This is a genomic window from bacterium (assembly GCA_013360195.1).
Taxonomy (GTDB): Bacteria; Electryoneota; RPQS01; order RPQS01; family RPQS01; genus JABWCQ01.
In genome coordinates, this window is sequence record JABWCQ010000016.1 from 21461 (window position 1) to 47548 (window position 26088).

The window sequence follows — 26088 nt, forward strand, 5'->3', positions numbered from 1 at the left end:
ACATTTCCTGTGCCGGACTCTTGCGTCTTTGCCGCCAAAATCCTCTCAGCCTCCTGCGCAAATGTATCCACGGGACACGGATTTCGCTCCACATTGCATAGGATCTCCTAAAAAGTGAATAAAATCAACAGAGGGTATCCGCGGCGGATACCCTCTGTTTTCAGCACTCGAAAAGGCAGAAAACCTAGGCCTGCTCTCTTTGATTTCCCTGTGCGGATTCCATATCCATTAGCTTAAACGCTTCCGGAACCGCAAAACGGCAAAAGTGAACAGTCCGGCACCCATGACAATGAGCGGCCACAAATTCGGCCATACATCCGTAAACGTCGAACCACGCAGAAAAATTCCGCGGATAATGGCCATCAAGTATCGCATCGGATTGATAACCGAAAGTGTCCGAACGAACTCCGGCATGTTGTCCACCGGATAAAAGAAACCGCTCGTCATGATGAAGAATATCATGAAGAACCACGTGGTGAAGAGTGCCTGCTGCTGAGTATTCGATATGGTTGAGACCAGCAACCCTCCGCCCATCGTTGTCAGTAGATAAACTCCCGAGCAGAAATACAACAGGAAGGCGGACCCTAATAGCGGGACATTGAAGACAAGCACGGCGATCAAAGTGCCTACTGTGAACACAAAAGCGGAAAGTATCGCATAGGGAATTGTCATTCCCGCGATAATCTGCCTGCTGGTCAGCGGTGTAACCATCATCTGCTCAAGCGTGCCGAGTTCCTTCTCCCGCACAATAGCAGTGCCCGTGATCATTACTGAAACAAGAGTAATCAGCATCACCAGAATTGCCGGAACCATATAATAGCGGCTTTCGAGCGTCGGGTTGTAGAAGTACCGAACAACCGGCTTGATTTGGTGCAGCTTCTGCTCAATTTCAGGATGCTCTGATCGCAGCAGCTCCAACCGGCCCTGCATTTCCTTCTGAATCACACCCTGAAGATAGCCCAATGCCCTGCCTGCACTGCTCGAATTCTGTCCGTCGACCGTCAGTGAAACCTCCGCCGTCTCGCCGTTCGACAGAGCCTCTGAGTATCCTCGCGGAATCCACACCGCTGCATCAAATTCTCCCGCGTACAAGAGCTCTCCAAGCTCTTTCGAACTTGAGGGAACCTGCCCACTGACAAAGATATTGTTCTGAAAGAACGCTTCGGAAAGCCGCCTGCTGTCAGATGTGCGATCGTCGTCGTAAACTCCAAGACGGATATTGCGCAGATCCGTCGTTGCAGCATTACTCAATATCAGAAGCTGAATAACCGGGATCAGAAATATGATCCGGAGCATCTGCGGATCGCGAAACACTTGCCGGAAATTCTTCTGGATCAGGTAGAATAGCGGTCGCTGTTGTTCAAGGAAGCGTCTCATTTGTCAAGCCTCATGTGAAAACGCTTTGCGGTAATCACGAGAATGAACACGGCCATGGCAATCATTACGCCACCTTCGAACGGAAACGACGACTGCCCTTTCATCATCACACCGCGGATAATGCGTTGATAATAGTATGCCGGAAAAATGTGAGCGACGCCTTGAAGAATCTTTGGCATTGAACTGACCGGAAATACGAACCCGGAGAGCAGCATGGTCGGAATCACCGTCACGAGCTGCGCCAGCATCATCGCCACCTGCTGCGTTTTGGCTATCGTCGAAATCAACAATCCGAAGCTGACGGCAATCGACAGATAGACAAAGCTATATCCTGCCAATACGCTCCATGACCCGTTCATCGGCACTCCAAAAACGTGACGCCCGACTGCCAGAATCAGGGCCGCGTCGAGTACTCCGATTAACATGTACGGCAGCACTTTCCCAACTACCACCTGCGCAGCACTGACCGGCGTGGTCAGCACCTGCTCAAGGGTTCCCGTTTCCTTCTCACGAACAATCGCGACGCTGGTCAGCAGTGAGCATATCATCATTAAGACAATCGCGACAAGCCCGGGTACGATGAATCGTGCGCTGATCAGTTCAGGATTGAACCAGACTCTGGACTTTATCTCAATTGGCTGTGAACGCTCTCCGATGACCGCGCGCATCTGATCGCGATTGAGCTGCGCAGACACCGCTTCAAGGTAACTGCCCACCGTTGCCGCGGTTGTTCCGTCCGCCCCATCAACAAGAATCTGAATTGGACTAGCAGGAGCTTCAACCAACCTGCGGCCATATCCTTCCGGAAACACCAAGGCCGCGTAGAATTGTCCTTTGCGAAACCCTTGTTCAATGTCTTCCCGGCTGTTCAGATACTCCGAAGCAACGATGAACTTCCCGGACGTCATCCGGCTGACAAAATCCGCGCTCTCACGACTTCGGTCATAGTCGAGGATGCCAACACGAAGGTTCCTCAAATCCATGTCAATCGCATAACCGTACAGAAGCACCATCATGAGCGGCATGAGAATGGCAAAGGCCAGACTTCGCGGATCGCGAAGGATATGCACAAACTCCTTACGAGCTATCGCAAGCATGCGCTTCATCTTTGAACCGCCCGAATGAAGGTTTCCTGCATGGTGCGCGTATGAAAGCGATCCTTTAGCTCACTCGGAGTTCCGAGCGCAATAAGTTTCCCCGCATCCATGATCGAGATATGATTGCAATACTCCGCCTCGTCCATGAAGTGGGTTGTTACAAAGATGGTCATGCCTTCTGCCGAGTAGTCATATATGAGATTCCAGAAAGAACGTCGTGCCACTGGATCCACTCCGCCGGTCGGTTCATCGAGGAACAGCACGTCAGGGCGATGAATGACGCTGCAGCCGAGAGCAAGACGCTGTTTGAATCCAAGCGGCAGCCTTGACGGAAGATCATTCGCGTTTGAAGTCAAACCAAGCCGCTCAAACAAACTCTCACGGCGTTCGCGGCTGTCCTGCGCAGTGAGACCGTACACTCCGCCGTAGAATTCCATGTTCTCAGCCAGTGTCAAATCTTCGTACAAGCTGAACTTCTGACTCATGTATCCAATCCGCCGCTTGATTGCCTCCGGCTGCCGGTTCACCGATAATCCCGCCACCCACGCCGTGCCAGCGGTCGGCGCCAGGAGTCCGCATAGCATCCGGATTGCCGTCGTCTTCCCCGCTCCATTCGCTCCAAGAAAACCGAAGATGTCTCCTCTTCGTACGGTGAGTTCAAGTGAGTCAACGGCAGTAAACTTGCCAAATTTCCGGGTTAAACCCTGTGCTTGCACCGCAATCTCCGGCGGCGGTGCCTGATCAACCGTTGACTCTCTGCTCACGGCTTTCCTCTATTGAAACGAGATGAATCATTGTCTCTTCAACGGTCGGTGTTAGGTCGTTAACCCTGACTGACTCCCGGGCGAGAATATCACGTGCCTTGACCGCATCGCCTTCCGACTTCAGAACCACGTGCAGTCTGTCGCCGACTCGATCCACTTCTGCATCCAACATGTTGCGCAGTCGCTCTTCTGCCTCATTTTCATCCATTCCGATAATCTCGAGTATCTTGTGAGGATATAAGCGCGGCAGCTCATTCGGCGTACCGGAAAATAGCACGCGCCCGTGATGCATGACGATAATGCGGTCGCAGAGTTCCGCCTCGTCCATGTACGGAGTGCTGACTAGAAGCGCTTTACCTTCACTGGCAAGTTCACGCAGAATTGCCCAAAACTCCTGGCGACTGACGGGATCCACACCGGTTGTCGGCTCATCGAGGACAAGCAGCTCAGGTGTATGAATCAGTGTGCAGGACAATGCAAGCTTCTGTTTCATTCCGCCAGACAGCTTGCCGGCGCGACGCTCGCGAAATGGCTCAAGCCGGCTGAATGCCATGAGCCGTTTCTCACGCTCAGAATATTCACTCCGGGCCACTCCGTAAAGTTCGGCAAAGAAGCGAAGGTTTTCGACGACCGAGAGATCAGGATACAAACTGAATCTTTGCGGCATGTAACCTATGTGTTCCTTGACAGAATTCGCCTGAGTGATCGGGTCAAAGCCCAGCACACGCACATCGCCTGAGTCTTGCTCCACCAGCGCACACGAAATTCGCATCGCAGTGGTCTTTCCCGCTCCGTCGGCTCCGATCAAGCCTACAATCTCTCCGCTCTTCACATCAAGAGTCAAACCGTCAACGGCTGTTACTTGACCGTAGGACTTCCTCAGTTCTCTTATTTCAAGCGCGTTCGTCATGAATCTGACTTCTTTGTGAATTGCGACTTGCTTCTACTTCGAAAGCACAACTTCGGCGGGCATACCGATTGCCAGTCGCTTGTCCTCGTTATCAAGACTTAACTTGACAGCGTAAACAAGTTGAACCCGCGACTCGCGTGTTTGCGTATTCTTTGGAGTGAACTCTGCTTCCGAGCTAATCCAAATGACTTTTCCTTGAAGACTTTCGCTGCCGAGAGCGTCAACCAAAACGGAATAGGATTCACCGAGTTTCACGTGACTCAGGTCTGACGAGCTTAGGTACACCCGCAGCTCCATGTCCCGGAGTCTCGCTATTTTCAGTTGAGTTGAACCCGGCAACGCCATTTCTCCCGGCTGTGCGTTTCGAAGCACGACCGTTCCGTCAAAGGGAGCCAGGATAACACCCATTTCAATCTGTCGGTCAAAGACGGCCAGTGTTGCGTCAAGTTTGCCTTCCTCCGCATCAAGCACTCCGAGCTGATGTTGAGCCGAAGAGAGTTGAGTCCTCGCGATGTCCCGCTTGGTGCGCAGTTCGTCAAACTGCTGATGTGTCACCGTTCCCTGCTCCAGCAGCGATTCATTTCGCTTCAGTGTCGCTTCGCTAAGCTCCAACGCCTCTTTTGCTTGACGGACCGCGTCCGAGGCGACGTTCTTTTGCGCTTGTAAAAGCGACCGTGAGGCTTCCGCTTGCGCCTTCTGCAACGCTATTAGTCGCGTGTCAAGCACAATCAGTGTGTCACCGGATTTCGCGTCCTCGCCAAGGTCCTTCCGTATCTCGAGAATGCGCGCGGCGATTTCAGAAGCGATTTCGACTTCCGTCGCCTCAAGCGTTCCGGAGGGGTTTGGGCCTGCATTGTCGGAACTGCAGGCATTGACAAAGAGGACGGCAACGGTCAGTAGTAGAAAACTGCGTATCATGGTTATCTCCCAATCGCGTAAAGGTAATCGGCTTCGGCAAGGCGCAGCGCGACAACTGATGATATCCACTCGAGCTCGGCGATCGTCAGATCATCCTGAGCATCCAGCCATTGTGATTCGCTTGCAAGACCTGCGGCGAGTGTATTGCTGAGCATTTCCACCCGCCGTGTTTCGATCTGCAGCCGCTCTCGCAGCTTGCTCTCCACCGGCCTTGCGGCATCCCGTGTTTCAAGTGAAGTCAGCGCGCGTGATTCGAACGTCTTAAGCACGTCAGAGCGCGTTGCCGACAGCGATCTTGCAAGTACTTCCTGTGACTTTGCACGGGACCTTGCTTCATGAAAGTCCCACAAAGTCCACGACATTGAAACACCCAGCGTGTAATAGTCCATCCACTCGTTCTCAATCATGTCAACGCCGGGTTTTGCATAGTGATATACTGCTGCTGCGCCAACATTAGGCAGCAAACCGGCAATGCTTGCGCGGCGCAGGCGATTTCGCTGCTCGATTCTGGCATCAAGCATTTGCACTTCTGGCCGTTGTTGAATCAGCTCCGGATCGTATCCTGCGTCGTAAGCCAACGCCGAGTTCAACACAGATTGCGGAAAGATCTCCAACGACGGCTCGCCAATCAGTTTGCCTAAAGCGAGCCGCGCGTTTCGCGCCGCCGTTTCCGCCTGCAATAAGGCGGACTCCGCGGACTTCAAACTTGCTTCGACAGCCAGCAGTGCGTCTTCGGTCGCAACTCCAATCGTCCGCGAAGACGAGAGCTCGTCGAAATGCCGCTGCAGTCGTGCGCGGCGCGCGACAGCTGCGTCTTGGTTTGCTTGCGCGCCTGCCGCGATGAAGTACGCACGTCGGATACTGTGCAGAAGGATTAGGCTGTCGGCGCGTGTGTCATACCGCTGCGCCTGTGCATCGAGGCGTGCCGCTTGTTCGCGTGAAACGATTGCTCCTCCCGCGTACAGCGGTATCGTCGCCGTGAGGTTCAGATCATAAATGTTGCCGTCGCCAAACTTGATCTTCGGCGGTGTGAACCCCGGAGCTGAGGGAAATGCTGATGTCAGGTCCTGCGTTTCGCTTGTGTAATTGTAGCTTCCCTTCAGAGCAAGGGACGGTTTGCGCTGGCCTGCGAAGGCGCGTGCGTCGAACTGCGCCGAGTTCGTTGCATGTCTCTTTGCCTCCAGCGCATCGCTGGCTTCCAATCCTCTTCGGAGGCATTCGTCGAGCGAAAGCGTATCCGGCCCCGTTTGCGCGAGTGACAGCTGAAGCGCCGCGCACAACAGAGCTGCGATCATCAGGATTTTCATTGAGGTCTCCTCTCTACTGCGCCATACAGCAGCAGATCGAGAATGCTTGTCAGTCGCTCTTCCATGAACAGTTCCTCGTCTTCGATCTGCAAATCTAAAAATGTCTCTGCCACCGGCCGTGCGACAAAGAAGAATAAATTGAGTGACAGCATGCTGATGAATAATTGCTTGGGGTTGACCGGACGCAATTGCCCGGCCTGCACTCCATGTTCGATTAGTGATAATATCCTTGTCACGACCGGTGGCTGTTGGCCGCCGGTCATTTCCATGACAACGCTGCGTGTCAGTTCCGGATCGTCGGCAGTTCCGCCAATAAACAGCCGGACACAGTGCTTGTGGCGGATGACCGCGCGGTAATGCGATCGCACAAAGTGCTTGAGCACGGCGATGGCGTCATGTTCATCTGCTGGCAGCTTTTGCATTTCATATCCGACTTCAGACATTATGAGGGTGAATTGCTTCGCGAATGCGGCTCGGTACAGTCCGGTTCGGTCGCGGAAGTGATAATAGATCAGGGCCTTGTTCACCCCGGCCTGTTGCGCAATGTGCTCGAGCCGGGCGCCGTGCCGACCCTGGGAGGAGAAGACGTCAATTGCCGCTGCGACAATCCTGTCCTTGACGGTTAAGTCTTGAGATGTTTTTTGCTCTGCGTTCATGATTGACAATATCGTTAAACTTTTTTGTCAAGTCAATAGGAATGTGAAATTTCGTTTCAATATTTAATTATTATTTATTAATAATTTATCAATGTTATTTAAATCGAGATAGAGGCATGATTTAACGATATAGTAAAAACAGTCTGCATCTGTTACTCTCTTTTGTACTTCGATCGCCTGATTTGGCAATCGGATTTTATTCATATGTTCAATCTTTGCTTGCACGTACTCAGATTCTGCAGCTCAAACTTACCGTATGCCCCTTCATATATATAAGGAGAGGCAGTAAGGTGAATGTTTTCATCACGAGGTAAGCGATACGCAGAAACAACCACTTATGCAGCGTACTAACCAAATTCTAATCTTGGTCTCATATGACCAAAACCTCAGCAAAGTAAATTGGGTCACTTACGCGGTGAATGGTTTTCACATTCCAGAACCTAATCCAATACCAAAATGAACTCTCGCATTGTCTCGTCCCTTCTAATTGCACTCGCGTTCACACTCGCTCTTGGCTGCTCCGAGGATCGCGCCAATCGCCTGGCAACTGAGCCTGTATCGGATTCCCAAACATGGGGAGTATTGATCTACGCCGCCGGAAACTACGATGGCGATGTTATACAGAACTCACAGATGTCCCTCACATCCCGTGCAATCGCGACGGTCCGTGTGATGGAGACAGAGCTCAACGCGCCGCAAACGCTTACGCAGGCTTGTATTGCTGCACCCGTCACGCAAGGGGATGTCGAAATATACGAAGTGGACTTCAGCCCCAGGACTCCCGAAGGACTTCTGAACTCTGAGCTTGTTGCCAATCTCGGTCAGGTCAGCACGGGCGATCCGCTGACACTGCGCGCCTTTCTGGAAACCGCACTGTCGCAAATGAACGCGGATCACTATGTGCTTTGTCTCGCCGGTGACGGTCATGGCTGGCAAGGGATGATGGGCGACTACGGCAATTCCCTTGGAATGCCAGTGGACATGCTGCGCAGAGAGCTCGAGAGTGTCTCGCACTTGCTTCCAAACGGAGGCTTTGACATTCTCGCATTGTATGCGCGCAATATGGGCACGCTTGAGAATGTGTATGAGCTTCGCGATTGTGCCGATTACATTGTCACTTCAACCTTTAATGTCGAACAGCCGCATCATGAAATTATTGCCGAATGGTACAGGGATCTGCAAGCCCAGCCCGAACTCTCACCGCGTGAGTTGGCTGCATACATGATTGACGCGGAACGGCTTGCGCAAGACACTGAAACTGCGGTGTTCCTGACTTCCCTGTGGGATGCAAATGCCGTCGGCTCTATCGCATCAGCATTTGATGAGTTTTCACGTCAATGGCTTGCCGCAAGTGAGTTGCAATCGCCCGCCCTGCTCGGCATCAGAGACGAACTAATGCAAACTGATTTGCATAACGGCATTCAACTGGATATACAAGAATATGCCGATGCACTTGCCGCTTCCGGACAGTTCACCGATGAACAATACGCACCGTTCCTTGACGCTGCGGTGAATCTTGTCCACGCTGCGGAAGCGGCGAGGTTGATGTCTTACGGCTCCGACGACGCCGCCGGACACGCAGGACTTTGCTACTATTTCCCGACACAAACAGACCTTGACTCCACGGCTGGAGACGCATATGCCGAGCTGCAGCTTTCCGATGTGTCCGGGGCATGGGCGAATTATGTCAAACAGTTGCCCCGGGCACCGCGCACGACGGTCACGATTTCCGGTTTGGGACATGTGCGCGCAGGTCTGTCTGTTCAGAATCTGGTCTTCTTCATGGACACTCTGGCAACAGGTTTGCCCGCTCCCACGCGCAATCTGAGTCCGCAATGGACTCCCGTAACGGCTAATGGTGATACCGTCGACTACTCGATTTCCTTCAGCTTGACTGAAGCTGATTCCATGATGGTTCGCTTCGGTCTCTACATTGACAACAATCAGGACGGTCAGTTGAATACCGGTGACCGCTTCGGTTTCTGGGATCTTCCGGGAGGCGGAAACTTCGAACGGCTTATGTTGCATCGCGGCGATGTACTGACCGGCCGCAACGTGTTCATTAATTTCAACCGCAATTAATCAGGATACACTTCGTGCGCAAATTTCCGATGCTCGTGTTGGGACAGGTGATGGCGAGGCAGCTGATCTTTTTAACTTTGCTTTGTTCGCTTTCTTTGAATGTTGTGTGGGGTCAGGGGGAGACGACGGTGAACGGGTCTATTACAGGTATTGTCGTCGACAGTGAAACCGGCGAGGCGATGTTTGGAGTGGCCGTGATGATCGAGGGCACCAAGCAAGGCGCTTCGTCAGACTTGGATGGTCAGTTTACAATACGAAATGTTGCGCCGGGTTTGTACACCGTTGTCGCAAACTACATCGGTTATGCCAAGTTGTCGGTTACAGATGTCGAAGTTAAATCAGGCCGCGTCTCCACACTGAATCTGAAGCTAGCAACGGAAGCGATTCAAACACAGGAAGTGGTCATCGAAGCGCGCCGGATTGATAATTCCGAAGCGTCCATTCTGCAGATTCAGCGCCGTTCTACATCCGTGTCCAACGGAATTTCCGCAGAGCAGATCAAAAAGTCTCCCGACTCCGACGCCGCAGACGCCGTCAAACGTGTTACAGGTATTTCGGTTGTCGGCGACAAGTATGTCTACGTGCGCGGGATGGGCGAACGATACAACAACACCCGCCTGAACGGATCTTCGCTGGCAAGTCCTGAACCGCTTAAGCGCGTTGTTCCCTTCGACATCATTCCAGCAAATTTACTCAACAATATCGTCGTTTCGAAGACCTTCACTCCGGATCAGCCGGGCGACTTCGCCGGAGGTTCCGTGCAGTTGACCACCAAGGATTTTCCTGAAAAGTTGACGTTTTCCGTGACCCAGAATGTTGAATTCAATGACCGGACAACGTTCAAGGAGTTTAATACCTATAAAGGCGGTTCAACCGATTGGCTGGGATGGGACGACGGCTCGCGTGATCTGCCCGATGAGATGGTGAATCCTCCCGCGGGTGCGACCAGCAGAACGCTTGCGACCTCGTTTGCGAATACGTGGGAAGCGCGCCAGACGACTGCTCCGTTGAACGGCTCGCGATCGATTGCATTCGGAAATCAGTCGTCTCTGTTCGGCAAGCCTTTCGGTTATCTGGCCACCATCACTCAATCTGCAAGTTATTCCAGCCGCAATGAACAGGAATTCATTTATAACTTCCTGGATGACGGCACGATAGAGACAACGGACAGCGTTCATATCGTCAAGTCTACCAAGAGCGGAGCGTTGGGCGGCATCCTTGATTTGAACTACAAAGCTTCCCCTGCGCACAAGTTCAGTGTGAAGTCCATGTACACAGGCAGCGGTGACGACGAAGTCAAGCTTTTTTCCGGAATTCTTGAAAGCAATCTGCTCGTTCGCGCCACCCGGTTAGCATGGACTGAACGATCGCTTGCCACGATTCAGCCAAAAGGCGAGCATCAACTCTCCGCGCTTCGCAACAGCAAGCTCGAGTGGGGGCTTACCCTTTCCAAGGGACAATATAAGCAGCCCGACCGTCGCGATGTCTATTACGCCGACTTTGGCACCGGCGAGTATTCCTACTTGAACTCCAATTCGAGCGGATTTCGCCGCTTTGCCGAAATGAAGGATGACATCATTGAAGGCACCTTTGATTGGACAATGCCGCTGCGCAATAAAGACGATCAGTCGAAAATCAAATTCGGCGGACTTGTTCGCAGCATGGATCGTGAATTCCCCACGCGAAAATTCTACTTCCAATCTTCGGATACCATTGGAGCAGACGAACTTGACCGCACGCTCCCGCCCGAAGTCCTTTTCAACAAGGAGAACATTCTTGCTCATTGGACATTGCAGGAATTACCGTTTACGCTCGATTCATACAACGCGGAAATGGATGTCGCCGCAGGATATCTCATGGGCGACCTGATGCTGAATAAGAAGTGGCGGGCTGTTCTCGGTGCGCGTATCGAGTCCACTGACCAATACTTCAGGACTTTTCCGTACCCGGGCAGTCCGGACACCACGTTCGCTGAAGGCGGGCCCTCGCATACCGATGTTCTTCCGTCGCTCAATTTGACTTTTTTGCTGAACGACAAGACAAGCCTCCGTTTCGCGGTATCCAAGACGCTTGTCAATCCCGACTATGCCGAACTTGTTCCGACCGTGGACAGTGATTACTACGAAGGAACCGAGAAGTTAGGTAATCCTGACGTGGATTACACAAAGGTCTTGAATGTTGATCTGCGCGCGGAACTGTATCCGTCCATTGGAGAGAACTTCAGTGCAGGTCTGTTCTATAAGCAGATAAAGGACCCCATCGAGTGGATTTACGCTTCCGGTTCTGCAACCGGCGCCATCAACGCTCTGTATCCGGACAATCTCGTTGATGCAAACAACATTGGTGTTGAAGTTGAGTTTCGTAAGTCGCTTGAATTTGCCGCTGAAAAACTTGGCGGTCAAATGCGCTATTTTTCGGTTCAAGGCAACCTCACGCTTGTCTCTTCGACAGTGGACCTGAATCAACCGGCCTATGACCCCGCCAATGTAGGTGCAGGAATACTTACAAGTACGGAACGGGCTTTGATGGGCCAATCGGATTATATCGTAAACGCAACTTTGGCCTATGATCAGCCGCTCTGGGGCACAAGTCTGCGCTTATTGTTCAACACGTTTGGTGAGCGTATTTCGCAGGTCGGCGGCTACGGCAATCCGGATACGTATGAGCAGCCGTTCAGCCGTCTGGATTTTGCGGCCAACCAATCGCTGGGAGGTCATTGGGCTGCCAAATTTCAGGCGAAGAATCTTCTGAATTCGGAAGTCGAATTTCTGACCGGCGGTAAGGTCCAGAATTCTTTCAAGGTTGGACAAAGCTTCTCGCTTGGACTATCCTACTCAATTTGATACGCCGTGCGTAAGCTTACACAATTCTGACACATTGCTCACCCCCGGAAAACCTCCGGGGGTTATCTTTTGACTGACTGATAACTACGTCACTCGAAAACAAGTAATAGAGACCCTCTTGAGAATCATGTACCAAACAAGGAGAATTGAAATGAGAATTCGTCGCCTATTGGTTTTGCTGATGTCGATGGTGATGACCAGCGCGGCTTTCGCGATTGACGCCCCGGAAGATTTGACTATCGCCGTTAACGGGAACGATGTCGTGCTGCGTTGGCAAGGTGTGGCTGGCGCGACGGAGTACAATGTCTACAAGGAGACCTCCGAAATCACAGACGTTAATCTCCTCTTCCCTTTCGCGACCACAAACGCATTGACTTTCACCGACAACAACAGTGCCGGCAATCAGTTTTATTATGTCGTCACGGCGGTCGTGCCGGCCGGTGATCTCTCCGGTGTCATCAATGATACCTCCAACACTGCTGCGAACAACGCTTTGGTTTTCGCTTCGAAGCTAGACGATCCGAGCATCTTCGGGCTTGACTATACGGATGCGAACGGCAACTACCTCATCGAGGGTTTGCCAGTCGGTACATATGAAGTCTGTGTTTATCTGTTGAATCGCCCGGTCGGAGTCACTTCAGTCGTCATTAATGACGGCGGCATCTCAAACTGGAATTACACATGGCCGGCGTTTTCGCGAACAATTGTACCGACCGTATTGAACGGCGTCGTGAACTGGACCAATGACCAGGTTTATGAGCTGGCAGGCCCGACGTCCGTGGCACCCGGTGCTACACTAAACATTGAAGAGGGAACTACCATAAACGGTTCTTCCTCAATTTCCGGCGATACGGTGAATGTACTGACGTTTCTCGAGGTCGAAGCATCCGACGGCGCTAATCCCAATGGCGTTCTGAACATCAACGGTTCACAGCACAAGCCGGTTGTATTCACATCAGGCCGTTTGACCGGGACTCCGCGTGACGGCGATTGGGGTGGTTTGATTATTTCCGGTGACGCACAGAACAACCGCGGTAGAGTAGCGGTCGGCGAAGGCAATACAGGTCCGTTTGGCAATGCGCTTGCCAACGCTCAGAATGCTCAGAGCAGCGGTTCGCATCGCTATTTTCGTGTAGAGTTCGGCGGATTCAAGTTTACACCGACCAATGAGTTGAACTCACTCGCCTATCAGGCTGTCGGCAGCGGCACGACTTGCGAGTACTATCAGGCAATTAATGGTGCGGACGATGGCATTGAGTTCTTCGGTGGAACGAATTCGTGCAACCACATCATTATCACCAACTCAGGCGACGACGCCATTGACTGGACGGACGGATGGGAAGGCCGCATTTGGAATGCTGTTGTTTACACACGCGGCGCGGCATCGGATAAGGGTATTGAGGCGGACAATCTTGAAGCGGACAATAATGCTACACCGCGCGCAAACGGTGTGCTCTCGAATATTACATTCGTAGGTCACCAGGGAAGTCCGGCGGCAGCGACTGATCTCTTGAATCCGCGTCGCGGCACGAAGTTCAATTGGTTCAACTTCATCGTTACGCTTGGCGGAGCGGGAGGTATTGATATGGACAATAGTGCGACCGCAACGGCAGCGGCAGGCGGCGCTTCGCGATTTGATTACAGTCTGTTTTGGGATAATGGCGCGGCAGCGACTGAGGTAATCGATCCAAACACTGGAGCAGGAATCGGCGATGGCCACTTCCGCTGCGAAGACGCGGAGTGGGACAACGTGAACGGTGTTCCTGCGGGCGGCATGACACTGAATGGTCATATTCTCGCCGCACCGACAGGTTGGACTCAAAATATTTCGAACTTCCGTGGCACGGGCTTTGTCGGCACGAATGCTACGACGATTATTGCGAATCCGTTACTTTCAGACCCGACCAACTATGATGCTCGTCCGCTTACGGGTTCACCTGCTTTGAATGCGGCAAACGCGGCTCCAGCGGCGGTGCTGGCCACCTACAGTTTGCCGTATGCACCCTACATCGGCGCTTTTAACGGCCCTAACGACAGCTGGCATGTCGGCTGGTCGCGATAACGGAGCGATGTCCGATTGAATTGTCCATGCACAGCGGGCCTGCAGCAATGCGGGTCCGCTGTGCATCAAACTTAAAAGAGATAAATGAGAAAACAGATCTTGCTGGCACTATTCAGTACATATCTTTTCGTGCAAGGCTGCGTGAGCGATTCGCAAAAGGAGAGCGCACCGCTTCCAAACATGTTTCCTTCGCTTGAGGCGCTTGCCCTTGGAGTTGTGGAAGCGATTGAAGACTCGAGCCTTGAGAGATTGAAGTCCTTCTGCTTAACCGAGCAGGAATATCACGAAATTCTTTGGGCTGGTTTGCCAGAGCAGGAGGTTCGTGGAATGCCGGTTGAGAAGGCGTGGAGTTGGGTCGTCCGCGATGTTGAGAAGGCGGCACGACGATACATCGGTGACTTTGGCGGAATGGAGATCGCCTTGGTAAAAATAGTTCCACCACAAGAAGTGCGAAGCTATCCGACGATGAAGGTACATCGCGCGTTCCGGGTGTTCGCTTCAGCTAACGGCGGTGAAGCAGAGGAATGGCGATTGCTAAATGTCATTCTCGAATACAAAGGGTGGTTTAAGGTTATTGCGTATAATGATTAAACGGGTTGGTTTGGCCTTTTTCGGTAATTGCCTTCCTTATATATATGCCCCGACAGGGGCTTTCTTGTTGGCTTTTGGACTGATTACGAGAGGCATTTGGCTGCATACCATTTGAACTAATGTTCTACTAAAAAGTTTCAGCCTCTCGTGGACTTTTGTTACGTTTCTAAAAAATAAAGCTTTACAGAATTAATTTGATTGCCTGGGAACTTGACAAAGACTTTCGCGTTTCTTATATTACTAAATGTTCATATAAACATATTCGATTATGAAAAAAGTCCCATTTCTCATTTTCCTGTGGTTGCCCACCTTTCTTTGGGCCCAGTCCGGACTGACAATAAAAGAGGCCACCGAGTTAGCGGTCAGTCGCCACCCGCAAGTACGGGCAGCAGAGGCGCGTTCGCAAGCGGCTCGCGCGGCGGCGAGACAAGCCATCGGATACCGCTTGCCATCGGTGGATGTCTCTGAAACCTTCATACGAACCAACAATCCGGCGGAGGCCTTTGCCTTTCAGATGAATCAGGAGCGATTCAGCATGGCGGAGTTCGGCAATCCTGCGAATGATCCGAACAATCCGGAATTGCTGAACACATACATGACGCGAGTTGAGGCGAGTTTGCCGTTATTCACCGGCGGCATGCTGCACGGCAGAACGCTGCAAGCACGGAGTATGGCGCGAGCTGCAGAACAGGAAGAGGTCAGAACACGCGAGAGCGTTGTGTTTGAAACGACCGCCGCGTGGCTCAATTTGAGCAAGGCACGTGAACACGCCGACTTGATGAAACGCACATTGGCGACGGCGGAAGCGCATCTTGCCCGGGCCGAGGAATATTTCAAGCAAGGAATGCTCGCACCTAATGACATCTTGAGAGCGAAGGTGTTTGTCGCGGAGATGCAGGAGTATAAAGTGCGAGCGGACGAGCAGGAGCAACTGGCGCAGGCGGCATTGAATTTCCACTTGGGGAATCCGCAGGACACGAAGATTGATCTTGCCGAACCGGAGACAACTGATTACGACAATCCTGCATTAGACATTGCGATTGCCACAGCATTGGAACAGCGACCGGATTTGCGGGCCGCTCAGGAGAAGCTTCGCGCTGGCCGGCTTGAGACAACCGTTGCGCGCTCCGCGTTTTCTCCTCAGATTGGACTTGTAGGCCGCTATGATTTGTACGATGAAGAGCTCTTCGGGGACAACGGGTCGTCGTGGGCAATCATGGGACAGGCCAAGATTAATCTGTTTCGCGGAGGAGCAGACAGATTCGCTTTGCAGAAGGCGGCAATGGACGCTCGTGCAGGAGAAGCTGACATCAATAGATTCAAAGAGGGCGTGAAGCTCGAGGTGCGGCAGGTCGTTGCGGAGCGTTCGACCGCCAAATTCAGACTTGACGCTGCAAGAACTGCATCGGAAGCAGGGAGAGAGAATCTGCGCATCACAGAAGCACGCTTCGCACAGGGAGTCTCCAAGATGACCGACTTGCTGGACGCGCAGACGGCATTGCGGGAACTCGAGCTGCGCGAACTAATGGCGCGTTACGACCTCCTGCTTGCGGATTACCGAATTCAATTTGTCACCGGCCAATCACTACTTACAAAATAGATATGAAAAAGACCCTGTTTTTACTTAGCGCGCTTTCCATTTCACTCTACGTGTCAAGCTGCTCGCATGAGGCCAAGCTTGCCACAGCCAACGAGACGAGCTTGAAGGCACAAACCGCGGTAGTTGCAATGCGTGAAGTGCCGGCCATCATTTCTGTCCGCGGAACAATTCACGCCGAAGACGACGCAGTTCTTTCGAGTCGCGCGATGGGACCTGTCGTCCGGGAGCGTGTCAGATTAGGTGACCGCGTTCGCAAAGGAGACATTCTGCTTGAGATTGAAGAGAGAATGAACGGCGGCATGCTCGCCCAAGCCAAAGGCGCGTTGTCACAGGCGCAGGCTGCGCACTCGCTAGCCGCAACAAACCTGCGGCGCTTCGAAGCGCTGTACGATGCGCAGGCTTGCTCGCAGCTTGAACTTGATTTGGCACGTATGCAATATGAATCCGCCGAGGGCGCACTCACACAGGCGCAAGGAGCAGTAGACGCGGCGGGTGCGGTGGCCAATGAAAGCAGCGTGCGCGCACCGTTCGACGGTGTGGTCGTGGAAAAGTTTGTAAACGTCGGCGACCTGGTCGCTCCGGGTCGTCCGCTGATTCGCATTCAAACTTCGTCCGGCAGAGACTTGCATTTCACAGTACGAGCATCCGAGTCATCCGATCTCACCGTGGGAACGGAGATAAACTGCACGCTTGACCACTCTGGCCGTTCAGTTAAGGCGACTATTACCGAACTCGCGCCGTCAGCCGATCCAATGACACACTCGGTGGTCGTTAGAGCCCGACTGAGTGATGCGGACTCATTGGCGGCAGGGCATACGGCGGCCGCAGAGATTCCGGGAAAACCGGTGCGTGTCCTGCTCGCACCGAAGAGCGCCGTATACGCCGCAGGAGGCGTTAACCTTGCGACTATCGTCGATCAAAACGGTGTTGCCCGTAATCGCGCGGTCACGGTTGGGCGCGTTCGCGGCGAAGAAATCGAAATCATGTCCGGACTCAATGAAGGCGATATGGTTGTACTGAATCGCACAGGTCTTATAGCCGAGGGCACACGCATCGAGAGGGCAGGTTAATGAGCGAAAACACACCGCAGAACCTGCGCGAGGAGATGCTGGAGATTCGCAGGGAGGCGAGACGGGAGAAACTGTCGCGCAAAAAGATTGGAGCATCCGGACGGCTCGCAGCTTCGTTTCTCGACTCGAAGCTAACACCGCTGCTAATCGTCGTTTCCCTGCTTGTTGGAGTGCTCGCGCTGATGGTTACGCCGCGAGAGGAAGAGCCGCAGATTAAGGTGCCGATGGTGGATGTCACCGTCGGTTTCCCCGGAGCAAGCGCGCAGGAAATTGAACGGCACATTGTCACGCCGCTTGAAAAGGTACTCTACGAAATCGAAAATGTGGAGTACATCTATTCGACATCGCAGCCGTCCGGCGGCCTGATCATTGTGCGGTTCTATGTAGGCACGGACGCTGAGCAGGCCATCACGCGGATTCACGCAAAACTTGCGGCCCATACGAATGAATTGCCGCAAGGAGCAACGCAACCGGTTGTCAAACTGCGCTCGATTGACGATGTCCCCGCAATCGCGTACACGTTTTGGAGTACGCAGGTATCGCCGGTGGAATTGCGGCGAGTTGCGGATGAAGTCCGCACGGAAATCACTCAACATCCGCGCGTGGCACAGGCTTGGCTCATCGGCGGCCAACGACGCGCCGTTCGAATCACTTTTGACCGCGACAAACTCTCTGCATATCATGTTTCACTTTTGCAGGCATACGGAGCAATTTCCGCCGCAAACTGGAAGCTGCCGGCAGGTTTGATGACTGCAGACAACCGCACAACCGAAGTTCAAATCGGAGCATTCGTCAAGAATGCGGACGAAGTTCGCAATCTAGTCGTCGCCACGATGAACGGCAAACCCGTATATCTGAGAGACGTGGCGGACATCACAGACGGACCGGAGGAACCCGCTCAGTATGTTTGGATGGGAAGCGGACCGGCCGCACCGGAGAAAGACATTCCTGTTCCGGGATTGGACGCGCCGGCTATCACACTTGCCATTTCCAAGAAGCCGGGAACCAATGCGGTCGATTTGGTCAAAGAGCTGGACTCTCGACTTGATGAATTGAAGAGTTCGCTGGTACCGTCCGACATCACAATCACGAAAACGCGCGACTACGGTTTCACTGCGCGAGAGAAGTCCAACGAGCTGATTTTCCATGTCGGACTGGCAACGGTCTCCGTGGTGTTCCTCATGTTGCTAATGCTTGGACGCCGGGAAGCCATCGTCGTCCTGGTTGCGGTGCCTGTTACGCTTGCCTTGACACTCGCCTCGAGTTACTTCTTCGGATACACGCTAAATCGTGTAACGCTCTTCGCGCTGATTTTCTCAATTGGTATTCTTGTTGATGACGCAATTGTTGTTGTCGAGAACATTCACCGGCACTATCAGCTGCGATGGACAAACGCCAAGCACGCGACGATTTTCGGAACGGACGAAGTCGGTAATCCAACAATTCTCGCCACTCTAACGGTAATCGCAGCGCTGCTTCCGCTTGCCTTCGTGTCCGGGCTTATGGGTCCCTATATGCGGCCGATTCCGGTCAACGCGTCTGCGGCAATGCTATTCTCACTTCTCGTCGCGTTCGTGGTTTCACCGTGGCTGACGTACAGGTTGTTTGGCGGATCAAAGGCGGTTGACGAGTCGCATCATCATTTCGATGAGACAGAAGAGGAGAGCAAGCTCCAGCGGCTGTATTCAAAGGTCATGCAACCGCTGCTGGTGAGCGGCAAGAAGCAGATTCTGGTACTTGGCGGGATTGTCGCGATACTGCTTGTTTCGATGGCGCTCTTTCCGCTTCGCTGGGTGGTTGTGAAGATGATGCCGTATGACAACAAGAGCGAATTGCAGGTTGTCATTGACGCGCCTGAGGACTTTTCACTTGAGAGAACCAATGCCGCCGCCCGCGAAATGGCAGAGTTGTTTACGACTATGCAAGAGGTGACGGATTATCAGGTTTACGTCGGTACTTCGGCGCCGTTCAATTTCAACGGGCTGGTAAGATACTACTTCATGCGCAGCGGCCCTAATGTGGCGGATATTCAAGTCAATCTTGTGAACAAGCACCTCCGTGACGACGAGAGTCATGATATCGCGAAGGCCGTACGCGTGAAGCTGCTGCCGATCGCAGAGAAGCACGGAGTAAATCTGAAGGTGACCGAAGTTCCGCCGGGGCCGCCTGTTTTGTCCACCATGGTGGCAGAAATTTACGGACCGGATCGCGACGGGCGGAGAGAGGTTGCAGCGCAGGTCAAGGATATTTTCGCAACGACCGATGGAATTGTCGATGTTGACTGGATGGTCGAAGATGCCGCTCCTTTGACTGAGCTTATTGTAGACCAAGAGAAGGCCGCAGCAGTTGGCATTACACCGGAGATGATTTCGCGTACTCTTCGCGTTGCAGTAAGCGGCGCCGAGGCAGGACTGCTGCATGTGGAACAGGATCGCTCGGAAGTGCCCTTGATTATGCGGCTGGATTTGACACAACGGTCGCGATTTGAGGAGCTTGCAAGCCTTAAACTGCACGGAGCAAGCGGACAACTCGTGCCGCTCGGTGAGCTTGTCAAACCGATGCAAGAATCACGCGAGTCGTACATCTATCACAAGAATCTGCAGCCTGTCACGTACGTGATTGGAGAGGTTGCCGGAACGGAGGAGTCGCCGGTCTACGGCATCCTGAATATGAACGAACGGCTAAAGGATGTGAAGACCCCGGACGGAACTGAACTTGCCGTTATGTCAACACACATGCCGGAGAGCAGTCGTCAGTACGCGCTTAAGTGGGACGGTGAGTGGCACATCACGTACGAGGTGTTTCGTGACATGGGTGCGGCATTCGGCGTGGTCGTCCTGCTCATTTATGTGCTGGTCGTGGGATGGTTCGGAAGTTTTGTCACTCCGCTCATCATCATGGCTCCGATTCCATTGACTCTGATTGGCATTCTGCCGGGTCACGCGCTGCTGGGAACGTTTTTTACAGCGACGTCAATGATTGGATTCATCGCCCTGTCAGGGATCGTGGTCAGAAACTCGATTCTATTGGTGGATTTCATCAATCAGGAGATTCGGGCGGGCGAGTCACTTGAAGATGCGGTGATGAAGGCCGGGGCAGTGAGATTCAGGCCGATTGTATTGACAGCGTTGGCATTAGTAGTCGGAGCCGGTGTGATATATCTCGATCCGATATTTCAGGGACTCGCCGTGTCGCTCATTTTCGGGGTGATTGCATCGACCGCATTGACACTTGTGGTGATTCCGCTGCTTTATTACATCTATTTGAAATATGCAGGCACCAGCGGCCTGCTTGAAACCGAGTCACAATAAACTTGAAAAGGGTGTTCAATATGCGTGTGGAAGAAGCGGTTCGTTTGATGGCAGGTGTGGTCATACTCATCAGCCTTGCACTTACAATCTGGGTCAGTCACTGGTGGTTACTCCTGACGACGTTTGTCGCGTTGAATCTCATTCAATCGGCGTTCAGCAAGTGGTGTCCGGCGATAACTATTTTCCGCAAACTTGGCTTGAAAGGTTGACCCAGAATGGAGATGCTTGTTGTGTTCGCGAAGGCTGAACTTCGCGAGGAGATTGAGCTGGTACTGACGAAGCAGGGTGTTCCGGGTTTCACGGAAATACCGGATGCGCACGGTGTCGGCACAAGCGGAGTACGCATGGGCAGCGCAGTTCACCCCAAGACTTCTGTCATCCTGATGACCGTAGTGGATACGGAGCTTCGGTCAAGAATAGTACAGATTTTGAAGGACTACACGAAAGTATGCAATTGTCATATTTCTTGTGTATATTGGCCGGTCGAAGTTGCAATTTAGGAAGCGGAATGCCTCAAAAACCAGACTCTAACCCACCGACAAACGAGATGGTATCGCGCATCGCCGTAATGCTGAAGGCCATGGGTGACCCGGTTCGACTGCGAATCCTCTATCAACTACGACAGAGGGAGAGCAGCGTCTCTGAATTGGTCTCCGCGCTCGGGTGCAGTCAGGCCAACGTGTCCAAGCACCTGGCAATATTGAAGGCTGCGGATCTTGTTGAGTCCCGGACGGAAAAGCAGAGTCGGTACTACCATGTTTCCGATCCGGTGGTGGACTCCGTTTGTGACTCAGTTTGCAGTTCAATTGAGCGTCGCCGCCAGATGTAATTGAAGGTTGGCATTCTCGAGCCCTCTTCGAAAGAAGGGGGCTTTTTTGTCAGGGACCATACAGACACATACCGGCCATACAGTATACCTTCTGTAAATTTATAATAATCATGCCTTTCCTTCAGGCGTTTCCGCTTTCAAACTGGCAGTTATTGGCTGGGCTTTGGCTACAATCGCGAGAGAGCGTGACGACCAATTCTTCATGCCGATGTCGGGAGTGGATAAAGTGCAGAAAGTGGTTATCTTAGCCTCTTGAGTGGTATCGCCTGTCGTCGTCACCTACTTCGTTGGTAATCCAGAATGACTCCTTGCGGAGAGACAATTCCAGAGCTTTTTGCGTCGGCCGTTGACACGTTTGCCGACTCCGTCTATCTGCAACTCCGGCAGGGCGACACGATGTTGTCAGAAAGCTACGGCCAAGTTGCCCGCGATGTTCTCGCTATCACAGAGCGGATTCAACGAGCAGGTTACGTGAAGGGGGACAGAATCGGTTTGCTCTCTGAAAACAGCGCCGACTGGGTGAAAACGTATCTGGGAATACTGGGTGCGGGCTGCATCGTGGTACCTATTGATTCACTCATGCCTGAGCCGGAGATCGAAAACGTTTTGAAAATGGCATCGACAAGGTTGCTATTCTGTTCCGAGCGTTTCTTCGAACGCTTCAGGGATGCCGGAGTTGCCTGCCAGGTCATTCAAATAGGTTCTCTCCCGGAAGCACTATCAGACGTGAAAGGTTCCCTTCGCACAATGGACTTGACTTCCAATGACATTGCTACGATAATCTTTACGTCAGGAACAACCGGACATTCAAAGGGTGTGGTGCTGACGCATGGTAATCTCGTATCGAATGTTTTGGCTTGCAGGCGGGTCTGCGAAATCAGACATGAAGACAATTTTCTATTGCTGCTGCCGCTGCACCACACATTCGCAAGCACGGTCACGATGCTTCTTCCCATTGCCACAGGAGCCCGAGCAACGATTGCAACGAGCTACCGCTCCCGTGACGTCGTAGATGACATCCGAGTTTCCCGCGTGACTGTATTGGTTGGTGTGCCGCAGATTTTTGAGAACATCAAGAACAGCATCGAACGGGCGGTTGACTCGGCGCCGGCTTTCAAACGCGCAATGTTTCTTTCACTTCTGATGATATCCAGATCCGCGGCGATATTTGGTCTCAAGCCTGGTTTTCAACTATTTCGTTCTCTCAGAGCCAAAGCGGGGCTTAATTCGGTACGACTTATGGTATCAGGCGGAGCAGCGCTGCCATTGTTTGTAAACAGGTTTTTCGAGAATTTAGGATTTACTTTGATTCAGGGTTATGGATTGACTGAATGCAGTCCGGTGCTCAGTGTAAATCTTCCCGGCAGAAACAAACTTGGTTCAGTCGGACCTGCACTTCCCGGCGTGAGGCTTGAGATTAGAAATCCGAATGAATTCGGTATCGGAGAAGTATGCGCCTCGGGTCCCAATGTTATGCAGGGGTACTTTGAAAATCCCGAAGCGTCGGCACAGGTGCTGAGGGACGGATGGTTCTATACGGGTGACGCGGGCTATCTTGATGCAGACGGTTATCTTCATTTGACCGGCCGCATCAAGAATGTTATTGTGACATCCGCGGGAAAGAACGTCTATCCGGAAGAGCTTGAGTCCAAGCTTGCCGCGCATCCGGCGATCGCGGAAGCATTGGTCCTCGCGGTACAGAGGAAGGACGGCAAGGGTGAACAGCTGTGTGCGATTCTAAAGCTGGACGAGGAGTATCTTGAGCGCAACGCGTCGGGACTCCCGGCAGAGGACATCGCCGCTGAAGCCGTAAAGTCCTTCAACCGCAGCTCTGCCTCGTATCAAAGCATCCGGGAGTGGAGAGTACTAAATGATGACTTCCATAAGACTTCAACACGGAAGATAAAGCGTCACCTCTACAGAGACTTCTTCAAATAGGATAAGAATACAGAACTCCGGACAACGGGGGAATTCTTCAATGGGCCGCGTGTTTAATCGCGGCTCTTGCTTTTGCGACTCCATTTATACTGCGCCCCACCGCCTGCGCGGGGTTACATGCCGCCGACGATTGCCACTCCTTTCAATCAAAAGATGACCGCAGTTCTCCTATTTCTGTAGATTTGCCGACCAGGCGTCTTCGACTTGATGGATTCAAGCAAAAGCCTTACCTTTTGTCTTGTTCAATGATCACACTTTCCAAGGCGACATCAACGTGACTTCCACTTCAGAAACCAACAGGCCGGAGAAGCTAACAACTCGAGAGAGCTTCAGAATCATGATGGGCGCATCGCGTGCATATTGGCTAGTCAACCTTGTCAATTTCGCCGACGGAATCGCGTATTTTGGCATTCTAAATCTTCTGACACTATTTATTCGTGACCAGCTCGGGCTCAGCGATCACATGACAGGCGTGGCAGTCTCGGTGTTTACCGGTGCGGTCACACTATTCATGTTCCTTGGCGGCTTTGTGTCGGACAGACTGGGGGTTCGCAAGGCACTATTGTACTCCTTGCTTTTCCTGCTTGCCGGTCGGGTGTTGCTGACATCAAGTCCTTTGTTTGACGCGGCAGGTGTGATGCTTTGGTCCAGTCTCGCCTTAATGGCTCTGGGAACAGGCGTGCTGCAGCCTGCGCTTTATGCGGGCGCAAAAGAGTTCTCAGATCCACGCACCTCGGCTATCAGTTACAGTCTGATCTATGCCGTAATGAATTTCGGAATTGTGCTGGAAAGTTATGCGTCTCCGTTTATTCGCGAACGCGGCGGTATCGAAGCGGTGTTTTGGGTAATGGCTGCCGTGAATTTGACCGCACTTTCCGCCTTGCTGATATTCTTCACCCGAAAAGTTGAGCAGCGTGACCGGGTTGTAGAGCCTGAAAGGCACACGGAGCTCGTGCCACTGCGGCAGCGAATCAAGTCTTTGCCAATTCTTGACAGCCGATTCATGGCATTCATCTTCGTCCTATTGCCGGTGCGAACCATGTTTGCACATCAATGGCTGACGATGCCGCATTACATCATGCGCTGCTTTCCGGAGGCAGTTGGTACTCGGTACGAGTGGTTCCAAGGATTGAACCCGTTGATTATCACTTTCGCGGTCCCGCTTGTTGCAGCCTTTACACAGCGAGTGAACATCATTCTGATGATGGTAATCGGCACATTCGTATCTGCATCGGCCACTTTTCTACTCGCGCCTGAACCGGCGCTTTCACTTCTCATCGGCTACATTCTTGTATTTTCGATTGGAGAAGCTATTTGGTCGAGCAGATTTTACGAGTACATCGCGGAACTTGCCCCCGCAGGGAGAGTCGGTGCCTATATGGGGTTGGCCGGCATCCCATGGTTTCTTGCAAAATTCACGACCGGATTTTACTCGGGCATCATGCTTGAAAAGTATATTCCCGCAACAGGCAGTCAGGCGAGCGGCACCCTTTGGACGATATACGGTATCATCGCTCTTGCGTCGCCCGTCGGATTGATTCTCATGAAGCGGTGGATGGAGAAACCGCGGGAAGGCGCGCAGCCGTGATGATCTCGTATTGTGGACCGGAAATCCGCAAGTGAACATATCGGGCATCCCTCATATCGGCGAGATTTTCGCTCTTCTGACTGCCATGATTTGGGCCGCGGCGGTGATACTCTTCAAGAAGAGCGGAGAAACGGTGCATCCGATCGCGCTCAACTTGTTCAAAAATGCACTCGGAGCTGTGCTCATTGTTCCGACCATCTACTTGGTCAATGGGAATCTGACGTCCGAGTTTTCATTCGCTGACGTATCATTGCTGCTTTTTAGCGGTGCGCTTGGTATTGGCATTGCAGATACTCTGTTCTTTATGAGTCTGAACCGGCTGGGTGCTGCGCTTTCTTCGATTGTGGACTGTTTGTACAGTCCAATGGTCATTACTGCCGCCGTGATTTGGTTAGGCGAGCGTTTGACATTCATGCAGTTAGTCGGCGTTGCACTGATAATTTCTGCGGTTCTTGAAGCATCCGGCTTCGGCAATGCGAATAGTACGACCCGCAAAGGAATTTGGTTTGGCGTCCTGTGGGGCGTTCTTTCCATGGCGTTTATGGCTGTCGGAATTGTGATTGTCAAGCCGCTTCTGGAGACACAGTCTCTCATGTGGATTATGCTGATTCGATTGATGGGCGGTATCGGAACTTTGCTCGTTATTCTTCTATTCAACCGGAATCGCGTATCAATTCTACGAACACTGTCTGTGCAGCATAGCTGGGGATACTTGCTTACCGGCTCATTTGTTGGTGCTTACCTTGCCTTAATTGCCTGGCTCGCCGGACTTAAATACACGCAGGCGTCACAGGCATCCGCGCTGAATCAGACCAGCAACGTGTTCGTCTTTATTCTCGCCGCGGTTTACCTGAAGGAGCCGATGACCCGTCAACGTGTCATTGGAATTATTCTGGCTGCAATCGGTGTCTATCTCGTTACTTTTTATGCAGGCTAGTCCGCACATCAACAGAATTGGAGACGTCTCGATTAATCCACAGCGAATGACATAACAAATGATATGATGGAATATCACGAGTGCCTGCCAATGGACTAGCAGTTAGGATCGGTTCATTGCCTGTATTTGGTCAATGTGTGACAACTTTCCAAGCAAAAAGCCACGATTTCAATTCTGCCGGTATTTTTAAGTCCTTCATCGTTAGCTG

20 protein-coding genes are annotated in these 26088 nt (G+C 52.4%); 13 read left to right on the forward strand and 7 right to left on the reverse strand.

Going from position 1 to position 26088, the window contains the following annotated elements; translation table 11 throughout:
- Window positions 1-228 precede the first annotated feature (228 nt).
- The 7 genes from HUU59_11280 to HUU59_11310 are packed head-to-tail and all read right to left on the reverse strand — an operon-like array spanning window position 229 to window position 7029.
- Window positions 229-1377 carry an ABC transporter permease gene (locus HUU59_11280; protein NUO20021.1) on the reverse strand — a complete coding sequence of 383 codons (1149 nt, stop codon included), beginning with the start codon at window positions 1375-1377 and terminating at the stop codon, window positions 229-231.
- Entirely contained in the window at window positions 1374-2483 is a 1110-nt protein-coding gene (locus HUU59_11285) for an ABC transporter permease (GenBank protein NUO20022.1), read from the reverse strand. Before HUU59_11285 ends, HUU59_11280 begins: the two co-directional genes overlap by 4 nt.
- On the reverse strand, window positions 2480-3196 hold the full coding sequence (locus HUU59_11290) for an ABC transporter ATP-binding protein (protein NUO20023.1): 717 nt from the start codon (window positions 3194-3196) through the stop codon (window positions 2480-2482). The genes HUU59_11285 and HUU59_11290 overlap by 4 nt, the downstream gene beginning before the upstream one ends.
- 19 nt (window positions 3197-3215) lie before the next feature.
- The gene (locus HUU59_11295) at window positions 3216-4148 is read right to left on the reverse strand and encodes an ABC transporter ATP-binding protein (GenBank protein ID NUO20024.1); all 933 of its coding nucleotides are present in this window, start codon (window positions 4146-4148) and stop codon (window positions 3216-3218) included.
- Between the two features lie 33 nt (window positions 4149-4181).
- A complete protein-coding gene (locus HUU59_11300) occupies window positions 4182-5066 on the reverse strand; it encodes an efflux RND transporter periplasmic adaptor subunit (GenBank protein NUO20025.1) in 885 nt (294 codons plus the stop codon).
- A 2-nt stretch (window positions 5067-5068) separates the two neighbouring features.
- Entirely contained in the window at window positions 5069-6373 is a 1305-nt protein-coding gene (locus HUU59_11305; GenBank protein ID NUO20026.1) for a TolC family protein, read from the reverse strand.
- Entirely contained in the window at window positions 6370-7029 is a 660-nt protein-coding gene (locus HUU59_11310; GenBank protein NUO20027.1) for a TetR family transcriptional regulator, read from the reverse strand. Before HUU59_11310 ends, HUU59_11305 begins: the two co-directional genes overlap by 4 nt.
- 456 nt (window positions 7030-7485) lie before the next feature.
- Here HUU59_11310 and HUU59_11315 point away from each other — a divergent pair, with 456 nt between their 5' ends.
- From HUU59_11315 to HUU59_11375, 13 genes are all read left to right on the forward strand, one after another.
- Window positions 7486-9111 carry a hypothetical protein gene (locus tag HUU59_11315; protein ID NUO20028.1) on the forward strand — a complete coding sequence of 542 codons (1626 nt, stop codon included), beginning with the start codon at window positions 7486-7488 and terminating at the stop codon, window positions 9109-9111.
- Between the two features lie 14 nt (window positions 9112-9125).
- Window positions 9126-11954, forward strand: coding sequence for a carboxypeptidase-like regulatory domain-containing protein (locus tag HUU59_11320; protein NUO20029.1), 2829 nt, complete (start codon window positions 9126-9128; stop codon window positions 11952-11954).
- A gap of 151 nt (window positions 11955-12105) precedes the next feature.
- Window positions 12106-14016 carry a carboxypeptidase regulatory-like domain-containing protein gene (locus tag HUU59_11325; protein ID NUO20030.1) on the forward strand — a complete coding sequence of 637 codons (1911 nt, stop codon included), beginning with the start codon at window positions 12106-12108 and terminating at the stop codon, window positions 14014-14016.
- Window positions 14017-14100: 84 nt separating this feature from the next.
- On the forward strand, window positions 14101-14607 hold the full coding sequence (locus HUU59_11330) for a hypothetical protein (GenBank protein NUO20031.1): 507 nt from the start codon (window positions 14101-14103) through the stop codon (window positions 14605-14607).
- A gap of 268 nt (window positions 14608-14875) precedes the next feature.
- Window positions 14876-16207: a TolC family protein gene (locus HUU59_11335; protein ID NUO20032.1), complete on the forward strand. Its 1332-nt coding sequence runs from the start codon at window positions 14876-14878 to the stop codon at window positions 16205-16207.
- A 2-nt stretch (window positions 16208-16209) separates the two neighbouring features.
- Entirely contained in the window at window positions 16210-17277 is a 1068-nt protein-coding gene (locus HUU59_11340; protein ID NUO20033.1) for an efflux RND transporter periplasmic adaptor subunit, read from the forward strand.
- Window positions 17278-17312: 35 nt separating this feature from the next.
- Window positions 17313-20588, forward strand: coding sequence for an efflux RND transporter permease subunit (locus tag HUU59_11345; GenBank protein ID NUO20034.1), 3276 nt, complete (start codon window positions 17313-17315; stop codon window positions 20586-20588).
- A gap of 20 nt (window positions 20589-20608) precedes the next feature.
- Entirely contained in the window at window positions 20609-20797 is a 189-nt protein-coding gene (locus HUU59_11350) for a DUF2892 domain-containing protein (protein NUO20035.1), read from the forward strand.
- 6 nt (window positions 20798-20803) lie between these two features.
- Window positions 20804-21088, forward strand: a complete 285-nt coding sequence (locus HUU59_11355; GenBank protein NUO20036.1) for a hypothetical protein — start codon at window positions 20804-20806, stop codon at window positions 21086-21088.
- Window positions 21089-21096: 8 nt separating this feature from the next.
- Entirely contained in the window at window positions 21097-21417 is a 321-nt protein-coding gene (locus HUU59_11360) for a winged helix-turn-helix transcriptional regulator (protein ID NUO20037.1), read from the forward strand.
- 300 nt (window positions 21418-21717) lie between these two features.
- Window positions 21718-23355: a long-chain fatty acid--CoA ligase gene (locus tag HUU59_11365; protein NUO20038.1), complete on the forward strand. Its 1638-nt coding sequence runs from the start codon at window positions 21718-21720 to the stop codon at window positions 23353-23355.
- Between the two features lie 274 nt (window positions 23356-23629).
- The gene (locus HUU59_11370; GenBank protein ID NUO20039.1) at window positions 23630-24943 is read left to right on the forward strand and encodes an MFS transporter; all 1314 of its coding nucleotides are present in this window, start codon (window positions 23630-23632) and stop codon (window positions 24941-24943) included.
- A 31-nt stretch (window positions 24944-24974) separates the two neighbouring features.
- Window positions 24975-25880, forward strand: a complete 906-nt coding sequence (locus HUU59_11375) for a DMT family transporter (GenBank protein NUO20040.1) — start codon at window positions 24975-24977, stop codon at window positions 25878-25880.
- Window positions 25881-26088 lie beyond the last annotated feature (208 nt).